Source organism: Halopseudomonas sp. 4NH20-0008 (assembly GCF_057548395.1).
This window is the reverse complement of sequence record NZ_BAAJMD010000004.1, coordinates 248,470-262,265: the sequence shown is the minus strand read 5'-3', so window position 1 is coordinate 262,265 and position 13,796 is coordinate 248,470. Positions and strand designations below refer to the sequence as shown.

The 13,796-nt window shown below is 58.4% G+C and carries 10 protein-coding genes; 2 read left to right on the top strand and 8 right to left on the bottom strand.

The annotated features are described in order from the left end of the window. Positions 1-228: 228 nt before the first annotated feature. Positions 229-2,442, top strand: coding sequence for a bifunctional 23S rRNA (guanine(2069)-N(7))-methyltransferase RlmK/23S rRNA (guanine(2445)-N(2))-methyltransferase RlmL (rlmKL, locus tag AC27HQ_RS06420; RefSeq protein WP_487155303.1), 2,214 nt, complete (start codon positions 229-231; stop codon positions 2,440-2,442). Here rlmKL and dacB read toward each other — a convergent pair. The 4 genes from dacB to AC27HQ_RS06400 form a co-directional block, all read right to left on the bottom strand. Beyond that, the gene (gene dacB, locus AC27HQ_RS06415; protein WP_487155332.1) at positions 2,431-3,900 is read right to left on the bottom strand and encodes a D-alanyl-D-alanine carboxypeptidase/D-alanyl-D-alanine endopeptidase; all 1,470 of its coding nucleotides are present in this window, start codon (positions 3,898-3,900) and stop codon (positions 2,431-2,433) included. The genes rlmKL and dacB overlap by 12 nt on opposite strands. Before the next feature lie 104 nt (positions 3,901-4,004). Continuing rightward, entirely contained in the window at positions 4,005-5,159 is a 1,155-nt protein-coding gene (locus tag AC27HQ_RS06410; protein ID WP_487155302.1) for a PDC sensor domain-containing protein, read from the bottom strand. A gap of 44 nt (positions 5,160-5,203) precedes the next feature. Then, a complete protein-coding gene (locus tag AC27HQ_RS06405) occupies positions 5,204-6,004 on the bottom strand; it encodes a TatD family hydrolase (protein ID WP_487155300.1) in 801 nt (266 codons plus the stop codon). A 12-nt stretch (positions 6,005-6,016) separates the two neighbouring features. Further along, complete coding sequence (locus tag AC27HQ_RS06400; RefSeq protein ID WP_487155298.1) at positions 6,017-7,729, bottom strand: DEAD/DEAH box helicase; 1,713 nt, start codon at positions 7,727-7,729, stop codon at positions 6,017-6,019. A gap of 142 nt (positions 7,730-7,871) precedes the next feature. Here AC27HQ_RS06400 and AC27HQ_RS06395 point away from each other — a divergent pair, with 142 nt between their 5' ends. Beyond that, positions 7,872-8,804 carry a glutathione S-transferase family protein gene (locus tag AC27HQ_RS06395; protein WP_487155297.1) on the top strand — a complete coding sequence of 311 codons (933 nt, stop codon included), beginning with the start codon at positions 7,872-7,874 and terminating at the stop codon, positions 8,802-8,804. 3 nt (positions 8,805-8,807) lie between these two features. On the opposite strand, the gene AC27HQ_RS06390 is transcribed toward AC27HQ_RS06395, so the two are convergent. The 4 genes from AC27HQ_RS06390 to AC27HQ_RS06375 all read right to left on the bottom strand — a co-directional run bounded on the left by AC27HQ_RS06390 (position 8,808) and on the right by AC27HQ_RS06375 (position 13,794). Then, on the bottom strand, positions 8,808-9,971 hold the full coding sequence (locus AC27HQ_RS06390) for a GGDEF domain-containing protein (RefSeq protein ID WP_487155295.1): 1,164 nt from the start codon (positions 9,969-9,971) through the stop codon (positions 8,808-8,810). Between the two features lie 146 nt (positions 9,972-10,117). Then, positions 10,118-10,615, bottom strand: a complete 498-nt coding sequence (gene greB, locus AC27HQ_RS06385; RefSeq protein WP_487155294.1) for a transcription elongation factor GreB — start codon at positions 10,613-10,615, stop codon at positions 10,118-10,120. Further along, a complete protein-coding gene (locus AC27HQ_RS06380; protein ID WP_487155293.1) occupies positions 10,616-13,117 on the bottom strand; it encodes an ABC transporter permease in 2,502 nt (833 codons plus the stop codon). Further along, positions 13,114-13,794 (bottom strand): ABC transporter ATP-binding protein, encoded by a 681-nt coding sequence (locus AC27HQ_RS06375; protein WP_487155291.1) that lies wholly within the window; start codon positions 13,792-13,794, stop codon positions 13,114-13,116. Before AC27HQ_RS06375 ends, AC27HQ_RS06380 begins: the two co-directional genes overlap by 4 nt. Positions 13,795-13,796 lie beyond the last annotated feature (2 nt).

The following is a 13,796-nucleotide window of genomic DNA, read 5'->3' as shown; positions in this document are numbered from 1 at the left end:
AACCCGATTCGCAGAGCACGAACGGGGCAAAGAGGCACAGCACAGACTGCGTTGCCGTACCAGGGCAGTCAGCTCAACCGACTGACCGCCCGAAGGGTTGCGCTTACTCAAGGCATAGCTTGTTGTACCCTACCAACAGCGCCTACCCAAAGATCGATTTGGCATACCTGGGCTATCCTTTAGCCGTGTATGCAATAAAACTGTCACCGTTATCCGGAAATCAAATAGATGCGCGAAACTCTTGAATTTTTTGTCACCTGCCCGAAGGGCCTTGAAGGCCTTTTACTCGATGAATTAACCGGGTTGGGAGCACAATCGCCGCGTGAAACCCTGGCGGGCGTCAGTGTTCAGGGTGATCTGGAGTTGGGCTATCGCATCTGTTTGTGGTCGCGTCTGGCCAACCGCGTACTCTTGATCCTCTCGCGCTTTCCGGCAGAGGATGCCCAGTCGCTGTATGACGGCGTGTCGGCGATTGACTGGGCTGAACACATGCAACCCAGTGGCAGCCTGAGTGTGGATTTCAGCGGAACCCTGGCGGCAGTCGACAATACCCACTTTGGCGCGCTCAAGGTCAAGGATGCAGTGGTTGACCAGCTGCGGCAGGCCGACGGTACGAGGCCGGGCGTCGACAAGCAACAACCGGATCTGCGCATCAATGTGCATTGCCGCAGTGGTGAAGTGCAATTGGCTCTGGATATCTCTGGTAATAGCTTGCACCAACGTGGCTACCGTTTGCAGCAGGGCGCAGCGCCCTTGAAGGAGAATCTGGCCGCTGCCATTCTGATGCGTGCCGGCTGGCCGCAGATGGCCGCCGCCGGGCAGGCACTGGCTGATCCCATGTGTGGCTCGGGTACCTTTCTGGTTGAGGCGGCCATGATGGCTACCGACATGGCACCCAATCTGCAGCGCGAGCACTGGGGCTTCAGTCGCTGGTTGCAGCACCGTCCGGCTGTTTGGCAGGGCGTACTGAGCGCTGCGCAGCAGCGTGCTGAACAGGGTCTGGCCCGCGAGCCACTGTGGATCCGTGGTTATGAGGCTGATCCACGTCTGTTGCAGCCGTTGCGCAATAATATTCAGCGTGCCGGATTGGGTAACTGGATCAAGGTCTATCAGGGCGAGCTGGCGACCTTTGCGCCGCATCCGGATCGCGGCCAGACCGGTCTGATCGTCTGTAACCCGCCCTATGGTGAGCGTCTGGGTGATGCTGCCAGTCTGGTCTATCTGTATCAGAAGCTCGGTGATGTATTGCGTGAACAGTGCAGCGGCTGGCACGCGGCAGTGTTCACCGGTAACCCGGATCTGGGCAAGCGCATGGGCATTCGCAGCCACAAGCAATACGCCTTTTTCAACGGCGCCTTGCCGTGCAAGCTGTTGCTGATGGAGTTGCAACCCGAACGCTACGTGACCGGTACGGCCAGCCCGCGTGCGGTCGAGGGTGAGCAGCCGCAGACCGCGCCGAGTAGTAGCGAGGTTCAGGGCGCGCGCCTGAGTGAGTCAGCGCAGATGTTCGCCAACCGCTTGAAGAAGAACCTCAAGACCCTGGGTAAATGGGCGCGACAGAATGACATCAGTTGCTATCGGGTGTACGACGCCGATATGCCAGAGTTTGCCGTGGCCATCGATTTGTACGCCGATTGGGTGCATGTGCAGGAATATCAGGCGCCCGACAGCATCCCCGAGGACAAGGCCCGCGCCCGTTTGCAGGACGTGCTGGCCGCCTTGCCCACGGTACTGGGTCTGCCAGCCAGTCATATTGTGCTCAAGCAGCGTCAGCGCCAGAGTGGCACCAGCCAGTATCAGCGCATGGACCGCAAGGGCGAGTTCCATACCGTAACTGAGGGGCAGGTCAAGTTGCTGGTTAATTTGACCGATTATCTGGATACAGGCCTGTTCCTTGATCACCGTCCCCTGCGCCTGAAACTGGCAGCAGAGGCCCGGGGCAAGCGCTTTCTCAACCTGTTCTGTTATACCGCCAGTGCGACTGTGCATGCGGCTGTTGCCGGGGCACGCAGTACCACCAGTGTCGACCTGTCGAAGACCTATCTGGATTGGGCGCGGCGCAACCTGTCATTGAACGGGTTGTCGGATCTGCACAAGCTGGTGCAGGCGGATGTCATGCAGTGGTTAGCGGCGGATACCGGAGAATACGACTTGATCTTCATTGATCCGCCGACCTTTTCCAACTCCAAGCGGCTGGACGATGTTTTTGATATTCAGCGCGATCATCTGCACTTGATCGAGATGGCCATGGCGCGCCTGACTGCGGGGGGGGTGTTGTACTTCTCGAACAACTTCCGGCGTTTCAAGCTGGATCCAGAGCTGAGCGAGCGCTACCGGATAACTGACATCTCAGCGCAAACCCTGGATCGTGACTTTCAGCGCAACACTAAGATCCACCGAACCTGGCGCATTGAACCAGCTCAGGCGGCATCAGTTACCTGATGCCACCGTGGACTGGGTGCGGCGGTGTACTTCAGTCAGCACACGGTCCAGCGCCTCTCGGCTGCCACCCGCTGAGGGGTGGTTGACGATGGCTGTAACCGCCCAGCTTTGGCCGTTGGCATCACGGGTGATGCCGGCAATCGCGCGAACATTACGCAGGGTGCCGGTTTTGATGTGAGCTTGCCCGGCAACCGGGGTATTGCGTAGCCGACGGCGCATGGTGCCATCCATGGCCGCGAGTGGCATTGAGGCGATAAATTCGGCGGAATAGGGGCTGTTCCAGGCTTGTTCCAGCAATCTGGACATATCGCGGGCGGTCATGCGTTCGATCCGCGAGAGGCCAGAGCCATTATCCAGTACCAGGCTGTCGGTCTGAATGCCCTTGTCCCGTAACCACAGATTGATGCTGCGTACGGCGGCCTGGTAGTCATCGGCATCCGTGGCGCTGCGTTGTTCACGGCCGATGCTGAGAAACAGCTGACGTGCCAGGGTGTTGTTACTGAACTTGTTGATCTCGCGAATCAGGTGTACCAGATCCGGAGAGTCACTGACAGCCAGTGAGCGGGCGTTGGGTGGCATGCGGCCAATGCGTGTTGTGCCGCTGATACGTCCACCCATGTCCTGCCACAAACTGCGCAGTGTGCTGCCCGTGTAAGTGGCCGCGTCCAGTACGGAAAGATAGCGCTGTGCCGAGCATCCCTGATGCAGTGCGCCGGTCAGGGTAATGGTGGCTGAGTTGCCGCGGTCCTGTACGCCATAGGTCACATTCGGCCAGGGGCAGGATGTGACCGGTGGCAGTAGCGTCAACTGGTTGTCGATGTTGACTTCTGCCAGTGCCGGTTCCAATTGGATACGCACGCCATCTGACTCGGCGTTGCTGCGCAGGGTCAATAATTTGAGATTGCTCAGCAGTGGATCAGGCTCAACCAGAAAGGGGCGGGTAGGGTCGTTGCCGTCATCCGGAAAGGGTTGAGCATTGACAGGCAAGCGCAAATCGGCCGGAACCAGAACCAGATCGCCCCTGACTTCACGTACGCCGGCAGCACGCAGTTCACGCATCAGCCGCCACATGCGTTCCATCGTCAGGTTCGGGTCACCGCCACTGCGGTAGATCAGGTCGCCGTCCAGTACGCCGTTATTGATCTGCCCGCTGGTATACAGCTCGGTCCGCCATTGGTGGGTAGGGCCAAGCAATTCGAGGGCGGCATAGGTGGTCAGCAGCTTCATGGTCGAGGCCGGGTTGACGACCTGCTCGGCATTAACGAATTGGGCAATACCCTGGCCTTCCAAAGGAATGATAGCCAGCGACATGGCTTCGGCCGGAATGCGAGCCGAATCCAGCGAGCGCTGAACAGACTCGGGCAAACCACCGATGTCGGCTGCGGACAGGCTGAGCGTCATCAGCAATGCCGGCGCTGTCAGCAGTAAATGGCAGGTGCGGCGCAGAGAATACAGCATGATGATAGGGTACTCCGGTAACGGACTGGCAAGGCGCATGACAAGCGCTTTCTTGACCTTATGAGGCCATCATCACCCAATTTCTAGCAAAGTCCAAGGCCTGTTCAATTTTGCCTGCTAAAGGACCTTCTAGGGCTCAGACGAAAAAGCAGTCTTGCGCTTACCCAGAGTACGGGCAGAAGAACCAGGCTGGCTAGCAGGGTAAACCAGACGCTCTGGCGACGTATGCGATAGGCCTCTTCCAGCAGCTCTGCTTCAGGAATCAGAATGGCCATGAAGACGTCTGGTATTCCCTGCATGTCGATACGGCTTTGCGAAATGATCCAGTGCGCACCCTCGAGTCTTAGGCTGGTTCTACGCTCCTGTTGATAGCCGTCTTCAGCCAGTCGCGCCAATAGCGTGCTGCCCAGCTCGTTGAAATGCTTTAGCCGTAGGGAGCCCCCATGGGCCGGATTGAGAATGCGGTAAATATCCTGGTAGGCAATGACCACGCCGCTACTGTCATACATCAGTAGTTCGGTCGATGGGGTGATCTGTTGTGTGTTCAAGGTGTTTGATAGCTGGGTCAGAGTCAGATCCGCGCCAATAACCGTGTCGCGACCGGCTGGCCGAGCGAGGGTGGTACCAAACTCGCTGGTGGAGAAAAAAATATACGGGGTGGTAATTATCTGCGCATCGGAGTCATGAGCCAGTACATACCAGGGCCGGCTGCGCGGATCAAAACCGTCATCGGCCACCCTGCGACGTTCGATCAGCGTCAGCTGCTGGTCGAGAAATAGATGTTGTACCTCGCGTTGCTCGGCCGTAGCGTCAATATGCCAGACCATCCAGAAGGCCTCTTCCGGCGCAGCAAAACGATTTCGCAGAGCAGGGCTGCTGAGTGGACGCAGCATCAGATAGTCGCCGGTTGACCAGCCCTGGTACAGCGAATTGAGTTGCGGATTGTCTTCCAGAATACGTGCCAATTTGGGGAGATGGGACAGGCGAGCATCAATAGTCTGGGTGTCAGGTAGCTCTGTCAGGGCCAGCAGGTTCAAGGCCTGGATCGGGGGGGTGAACAGATTGACCAGATCCTGCTCTACCTGATGGGTTATGCGTTGGAACAAGGCGTCGCCGGTGCTGAGGATCACGCGGCTGTGTTGCTGATACTGAAAGATAGCCTGTCCGACACCCAATAACAGCAGCAAGGTTGTGCTGATCAGTAACATGGCCCAGAGGGGCGGTTCATTGCGATGGTGTGGGGCAGTTGCCTTGGGCATGGCAGCGTCCTGTCAGAGCCTGTCTGTTTCCAGCTTAGTGGCTTTCAGGCTTTTTGCTCAGGCAGTTGGAAAAAATCGCGTGCGGTAGCACTGCTATGTGTTGCCAGGTGTGCCAGGGATTCACCGCGGCAGTGTGCGACGGTGGCGGCAACCTCTGTAATGAAGGCCGGCTCGTTGCGGCCTTTTTTGGGTTTTGGCCTCAGGCTGCGGGGTAGCAACCAGGGGGCATCGGTTTCAAGCATCAGGCGTCCGACGGGTATCTCACCGACCAGTTCCTGTAGATGCGTGCCACGGCGCTCATCGCAGATCCAGCCGGTGATGCCAATATGCAGATCCAGATCGAGATAGCCGTAGAGTGCCTTGCGGTCAGCCGTGAAACAATGGACCACGGCGTTGCCTAGCTGGTCACGATAGTCTTTGAGAAGGTCGACCAGGGTCTCGCTGGCATCGCGTTCGTGGAGAAAGACCGGCAGACCCCGTTCTATGGCCATGCCTAACTGTTCTTCCAGCGCCAGAAGTTGGGCAGGTCGAGGGGAAAAGTCGCGATTGAAGTCCAATCCGCACTCACCGATGGCGCGCACGCAGTCGCTGCTGGTCAGTTGGCGAAGCTCGGCAGCCAGTTCAGTATTCCAGTCCTTGGCCTGATGCGGGTGGACACCTGCGGTACAAAAAAGCCGTGCTGGCGATGCCGCACACAAACCTTGTACCTGGTGACTGACGGGTAGTGAGGTTGCGGTCAAGACCATCTGGCTGATGCCGGCGTCCCAGGCCCGTTCCAACACGGCCTCACGATCGTGATCGAAGGCCCTGTCGGTCAGGTTGACGCCGATATCAATCCAGTCCATGCCAAGCTGTTATCAGTTGGCTGGGCGAGGTTTAGCTGCGCGGGGTTTGCTCGGGAATTCCTTGCGCGGCTTGGGACGCGCAGGGCGCTCGGTTTCACCGGCTGGCAAGGGCCAGGCGCGAATCTGCAGAGCCACGCCGTTGATCTCGACGCTGGCGAGCTTGGCCAAGGTGGCCTCGCTGAGTTCCGGCAGATAGACACCTGTATGCTCGGTAAACATCTTGATATGACCGATTTCCGGGCGCTTCAGACCGCCAAAGCGGCACAGGGCATCGACCAGCGGCTTGGGCATCAAGCCATTACTGCGCCCACCCTTGACCTTGTAGCGCAACAGGCCGCTGTCACGTTCGGCAAAGCCGGTTTCGCGACTGTTGGCGGCCGGGGCTACCGGCAGATCCTTGACGGGTTCAACCAGTGCCTTGGCGCTGGGCAGCAAGGACAGCAAGGTGGCGGCCAGTTCATCGGGCTGCAGGCTGGTCAGTTCCAGTAGGTCACAAACCAGTTTCTCGTGCAGTGCGCCGGTGTTTTCGCGGGCCGTATTGATGCGCGTAGCCAGCTTGCTCAGGCGGCCGCTGCGAACAGCATCGGCACTGGGCAGCGATTGGGTCTGAATCTTCTGACCGGTGGCCTTTTCCAGCAGGTGCAGCAGACGACGCTCGCGTGGCGTGGCGAACAGAATCGCGGTGCCGGAACGACCGGCACGACCAGTACGACCGATGCGGTGAACATAGGACTCGCTGTCATGCGGCACGTCGTAGTTCAAGACGTGGGATATGCGCTCAACGTCCAGACCGCGCGCAGCCACATCGGTGGCAACGACGATGTCCAGCAGGCCGCGTTTCAGACGATCAACCACCTGTTCGCGCAGTTGCTGGCTAAGATCACCGTTCAGTGCGGCCGCGGCAAAGCCACGGGCCTCAAGACGTTCGGCAATTTCCATGCTGGCAGTCTTGGTCCGAACAAAGACAATCATCGCCTCGACTGGCTCGACTTCAAGCAGGCGAGTCATGGCATCCAGTTTGTGGTGATTGGAGACTTCCCAGACAATCTGGGTAATGGTGTCAAGGCTACTGGTCGCACTGCTGTGCAGACGAATTTCCTTGGGGTCGCGCATGTGCTTGCGTGCCACTGTGCGCACGCCTGGGGGCATGGTGGCCGAGAACAGGGCTTTCTGGGTGGTATCCGGCACTTTCTCGAAAACCGCGTCGAGGTCGTCGGCAAAGCCCATCTTGAGCATTTCATCCGCTTCATCCAGCACCAGGAAGCGCATGTTGTCGAATTTGATGCTGCCACGACGCATGTGATCGGTCAGGCGACCAGGCGTCGCCACCACTACGTGGGCGCCGCGCTCAAGGGCCTTGAACTGCGGTGCAAAGGCGGAACCGCCATACAGGGCCAATACCGAGAAGCCGCGCATGTTCTGTGCATAGCGCTGAAAGGCCTCGGCAACTTGCAGGGCCAGTTCACGGGTGGGCGTCAGGATCAAAGCCTGGGTCGCGCGAATGCTGACGTCAATGCCAGCCAGTACTGGCAAAGCAAAGGCAGCCGTCTTGCCGGTGCCGGTTTGGGCCAGGCCAAGCAGGTCGTCGCCAGCCAAAAGAGTGGGTATAGCCTCGGCCTGGATAGCGGAGGGTGTTTCATAACCGAGGCTGGTCAGAGCCTCAAGGAGCGGTGCAGGCAAGCCGAGATCGGCAAACTGCGGTGCCGCCGGAGCGGTATCGGACATACTTGGAGTAAACCTTGGGGGAAAAATTGATCAAAGAGTATACGCGCATTTGCGGGAAATTGCCGCAAGGTTTTTCAGTGTCTGGCTATGAATTGCTGTAGCTGTCAGGCTTTCCGAACATTCAGAGTTTATAGGTGAGCTTATGGGCAGGCTGGTCGAGGGCAACTGGCATGACGAATGGTACGACACCGAGAGTAACGGTGGGGCCTTTGTCAGGGAACATGCCGGATTTCGCGAATCCATTTCTCAGGATGGGCGCTTTGCCGCGGAGTCAGGCCGCTATCATTTATATGTATCGCTGGCCTGTCCCTGGGCGCACAGAACGCTGATCATGCGTCATTTGAAAGGGCTCGATAATCATATTGAGGTGACTGCAGTGGAGCCGCACATGCTGGAGCAGGGCTGGACCTACGATCCCCCCGAGCCACTCTATGGCTATACCCGGCATCACCAGCTCTATACCCATGCCAAGGCCGATTACACTGGCCGGGTAACAGTGCCGGTACTCTGGGACAAACAGTTGCAGACCATTGTCAATAACGAGTCCGCCGAGATCATCCGGCTTTTCAATAGCGCCTTTGATGATCTGACGGGCAACACCCTGGATTTTTATCCAGAGCATCTGCGTGCCGAGATTGACCAGATCAATCAGCGGGTTTACGACGAGATCAACAATGGCGTCTACAAGGCTGGCTTTGCCACCTCGCAAGAGGTTTACGCAGAGGCCTGCCAGGCCCTTTTCAAGGCATTGGACTGGGTTGAATCACTGTTGTCGCAGCGACGCTATCTCCTGGGTGAGCAGCTAACCGAAGCGGATTGGCGTCTCTTTACTACGCTGGTGCGTTTTGACCCGGTTTATCATGGTCACTTCAAGTGCAATATCAGACGGATTGAGGATTACCCGCAGCTGTCGGGGTATTTGCGCGAGTTGTATCAATGGCCGGGTATTGCCGAGACGGTGAATTTTGAGCAGATCAAGCAGCATTACTACTACAGTCACGACACGATCAATCCAACCCGGATCGTGCCCCTGGGCCAGGGCATGGATTTGACGCTGGCCCATGGGCGCGGTTGAGCGTCAGTCTTCCAATCCGCTTTGGGTCGGGTTTTCGGCGCAGATCACGCGATTGCGCCCGGCCTCCTTGGCTTGATACAGCGCCTTGTCGGCACGCGCCAGCGTGTCATCGGTGGTTTCGCCAGCCTGAAACTCGGCAACGCCAATCGATACCGTGATTCGGGCGCCGGGCGGAAGGGCGGCAAAGGATAGTTGTTCGATTGACTTGCGGATACGCTCTGTCTTGATCAGGGCGCCTGCCAGTCCGGTTTGTGGCATGACCAGCAGAAACTCCTCACCACCATAACGGCCGAAGCTGTCGATCACCCTTAAATCATTGGCTATAGCCGCGGCCAAGTTGCGTAGAATCTCATCCCCGGCCTGGTGGCCGTGGGTATCGTTAATCTGTTTAAAGTAGTCCACGTCGAGGATGCCAAGACTGAAGGCGCCGGGTGCACGCTTGTAACGATTGGATTCCTCGCTCAGCACCTGAAATATTCGCCGGCGATTGAATACGCCGGTCAACTCATCGATGTTGACCAGCTCCTGAATCCGTGCCATGGCGGTTTTGAGTTCATTGTTGCGTAATCGCAGCTTCCCGCGCAGGCCGCTGATAAAACCGCCAATCAAGGCCAGCTCGGCCAGAACCAGTACGTAGGCCAAGGCTTGAATGAGTTCCAGTGAGGTATTGATTGAGGTCGGTTTGAATAGCCAGAGCGCCAGCATCAGCAGGCTGTACTGGATGAAAAAGACCACGCAGACCAGAATGTAATGCCGCACACTCAGGCCGAGAATGCCATACAGCATGGGCACTATCGTGAGCAGCAGGAATACCGCACGTGCTTGCCCAGGCTCAAGCGCATACATGACCCACAACGCAGGCCACTGGCAGGCAATAATCTGAGGGGCGGTCATGCTGGGATCGCGTAGTCGTAAATTGATATTGAAGTGGATCAGCAGCCAGAATGTCACGCTGGCCAAGAGAGCAAATAAGGCAAAGTGCACAACAAGATCCAGCGGGATCATGCCCTGCAGATGAAAGATCACTATGACAATCACCGTCACCGAGTAGGATGCGAAGGACATCAGTACGCGGCGCTTGCGCAGCGCTTGCTGGTTGGCAAGGGTTTCAGGGTTTTTTGCCCGAGCGACGGCTGCAGGTTCTTTGCTGATATCCGGATTATCCATGCCGATATCCATTTTTATTATGATGAGGTCGGAGTATGGCATAAAGCCATATAGTTATTTCGTACCATAGTACGCAAAAATGGCTCATTTGAAAGGCATGCTATCACTCATATATCGGAACTGTGACACTGTCCGCTTATGAGTCGTCAGGTATAGCAGATATCACTTACCCAGTATTGTCTTTCTCCTGAAGGTGAGATGACGGTGATCTCGTCGTCGCGGGTTTTGCCCAGCAGCGCACGAGCCATGGGGCTATCAATACTGATATGACGTTTAGCTGGATCGATTTCGTCGGCTCCGACGATGCGTACGCTCATTATCGTACCCTGATCGTCTTCCAGCTCCACACGGGCGCCAAAGAATACCCGGCTGAGATCGGCAGGGGGCTGATCGACGACCTTGAGCTGCTCCAGGCGTTTGCGTAGAAAACGCACGCGCCCGTCGATTTCGCGCAGCCTCTTTTTGCCGTAGATATATTCTGCATTTTCCGAACGGTCGCCCAGTGCGGCGGCGTCACTTACTGCCTGGGTTACTTCCGGGCGTTGTACATGCCAGAGCTCATGCAGTTCGTCGCGCAGTCGTTGCATGCCCTGCGGGCTGATCAGTGGCGTGCTGGCCGCTCTCGGCGGCCGATAGCGGCTCACTCAGGTGCCTCGGTTGATCAAGCGCATGGGGCTTTCGCGGACCACGGCGCGGGTACCCAGCGCACCTGCCGTGCCAATCAGCAGGGCGCCGCCAAGGGGGATCAGCAGCCACAGCAGGTAATGCGGTTGCCAGTCCAGGTTCAAGGCGTAGCGGTACAGCAGCCAGGTAATTAACTCGGCGGCGACAATCGCCATGGTCCCGGCCAGCCCGCCCAGCAGGGCAAACTCCATGCGGTTGGCGCTGCGCAGCAGTGCTTTGCGGGCGCCCAGTGTGCGCAGCAGCGCGCCCTCGTAAAGACGGTTGTCCAGGGTGGATTGCAGTGCTGCAAACAGCACGGTAAAGCCCGCCAACAGCACAAAGATCAGCACGTACTCCACCGCCAGCGTGACTTGCGCAAGGATCTCGCGAATCTGCTTGAGAATGGCCTCGACCTCCAGCAAGGTCATGGCCGGAAAGGCCTGGGTCAGTTCCCGGAGCTTGTGTCTTTCCTCGCTGGGCAGCCTGAAACTGGTGAGCAGGGTGCTCGGCAGCTCATCCAGGGTGCCAGGGGAAAAGATCATGTAGAAATTCGGGGTGAAGTTGTCCCAGTTGACCTGGCGAATATTGCTGACCGTGGCCTCCAGCGTCTGGCCGCTGATGACAAAGCCCAGCTCATCTCCCAGTTTCAGGCCCAGGCTGTCAGCCAATTCAGACTCCACCGAGACCAGCGCGGCATCGGTGGCAATGTCGTCCGGCCACCAATTGCCCTCAAGCAACTGGTTGTCTGCTGCCAGCTGCGCTGACCAGGTCAGACTCAAATCCCGGCTGATGGCCCGATCGCCCTGGCTTTCCTTGGTTACCAGATCACGTACCGGCTGGCCGTTGATCTCTGTCAGTCGCCCCGGGGTGACGGGGTACAGCGGTGCGCTAACCGCACCAATGCGCGCAAGTGCTTCTGTGAAGGCCTGTTGCTCGCTGGGTAGAATATTCAGGGCAAAGTGATTGGGCGTGTCCTGCGGTAGTTGCTGTTGCCAGGTATCCAGCAATTCGGTACGCAAAATCAGCACCACCACCATGGACATCAGAATCAGGCCAAAGGCCAGAATCTGGCCCGCTGCTGTCGTCGGCTGCTTCAGTAGCTGACCACTGCCCAAGCGCCAGGCCAGGCTGGCATGGCGGAGACGGTTGCCACTGACCTTGAGCAGCAGAAGTGCAACCAGGCCGAGTATTAGCGCTGCAAAAGCGCCGCCAAGCACCACGGCCAGAGTAATGCGCAGGTTGCCGGTGAACTGCCACATCAGCAGACAGAGGCTGGTCAGGGCCAGGCCATAGATTAACCAGCCACTGCTGGGCAGCGGCGCCAGGTCACGGCGCAATACGCGCAGCGGTGCCACCTCGCCTAACCGAAGCAACGGTGGCAGAGCAAAGCCCGCCAGGGCAATCAGGCCGGTTGCTGCGCCGACCAGCAGGGGTTTGAGGCCGACACCGGGTAGATCCGGTGGCAGCAGATCCTGCAGCAGGATAACCAGCCCCCACTGCATCGCCCAGCCCAAGGTCAGGCCTATCAGGGTGGCGACCAGGCCAAGACAGGCCAACTGCGTTATGAACAGGCCCATGACCCGTCGTCGGCTCGCTCCCATGCAACGCAACAGCGCGCTGGTATCGAAATGCCGTTGGGCGAAGCGACTGGCGGACAGGGCCACGGCCACCCCGGCGAGGACCACGGCAGCGATGCTGGCCAGCCCGAGAAACTGGGCTGCACGATCCAGCGCGCTGCCGATCTGCTGGTTATCATCGGCTACCGTGGTCAGGCGCTGGTTAGCTTCCAGACGTGGTTGAAGCCATTGACTGTAGGTCTGCAAGGCTTGCTCTTCACCACTGAACAACAGCCGATAGCGTACCCGGCTACCTGGCTGAATAACGCCGGTTGCATCCAGGTCCACCAGATTCATCAATACGCGCGGCGTAAGACTGTAGAAATCGCCGGCACGATCCGGTTCATGGGTCAGCAGGGCGGCTATGTTCAGTTCGATACGACCCACTTCAAGGGGACTGCCGCGTTCAAGCGCCAGTTGTGCCGAGAGTCTTGGCTCGATCCACACCTGTCCGGCCCCAGGAACCTGGTCGACGATACGTTCTTCGCCCAGTGCTGTATCGGCAATCCGAACCTGGCCGCGCAACGGATAACCGGGTCCGACGGCCTTGACACTTGACAGCTGCATGTCGCGGTCACTGGCCATGACGCTGTTGAACTCCACAACCCTGACATGATTCAAGCCCAGCTCCGTGGCTTTCTCCACCAGTTCGTCGGCCAGGGGTGCCCGCGATGACAGGACCATATCGGCACCCAGAAACTCGGCAGCCCGGCTGACCATGCCGCGTTGCAGTCGATCAGTAAAAAAACTGATCGCGGTGCTGACCAGTACCGCGATGATCAGCGCCAATACCAGTACCCTTAGTTCACCGGCGCGCCACTCACGCGCCAGCAGGCGGAAAGCCAGTGGCCAGGCTGTCGGATTCATGGCGTGCTCTCCACCAGTCTCCCGGCGTCCAGTTGCAACGCGGACTGGCAGCGTCCGGCCAGCCGCTGGTCGTGGGTGACCATGATCAGAGTGGTGCCCTGTTCGCGGTTCATGTCAAACAGCAGGTCAGTAATTTTCTGGCCGGTCACGGCATCAAGGTTCCCGGTCGGCTCATCGGCAAACAGAATGTCGGGCTCGCTGGCAAAGGCGCGGGCGATGGCGACGCGCTGTTGCTCGCCACCGGACAGCTGACGGGGGTAGTGACTCAGCCGTTGACCGAGTCCCACCCGCTCGAGTAATTGGCTGGCAGCGGTTCTGGCATCACGGCGGCCATGCAGCTCAAGGGGCAGCATGACATTTTCCAGCGCTGTCAGGCTGTCGAGTAACTGAAATGACTGGAACACAAAGCCCACGTGATCAGCACGCAGGGCGGCGCGCTGATCTTCATTGAGGCTGCTCAGGCGCTGCCCGGCCAGCTCGACTTCACCGTCACTCGGCAAGTCCAGACCGGCTAGCAGACTCAACAAGGTGGACTTGCCGGATCCTGAGGCGCCAACGATCGCAACGCTGCTGCCGCGTTCAATTATCAGACTGACGTCGTCAAGAATGGTCAGCGCAGCTTCCGAGCTGTGGACGACTTTGCTAAGGTGGTTGGCAACAATCACGTTGTCTGACATGG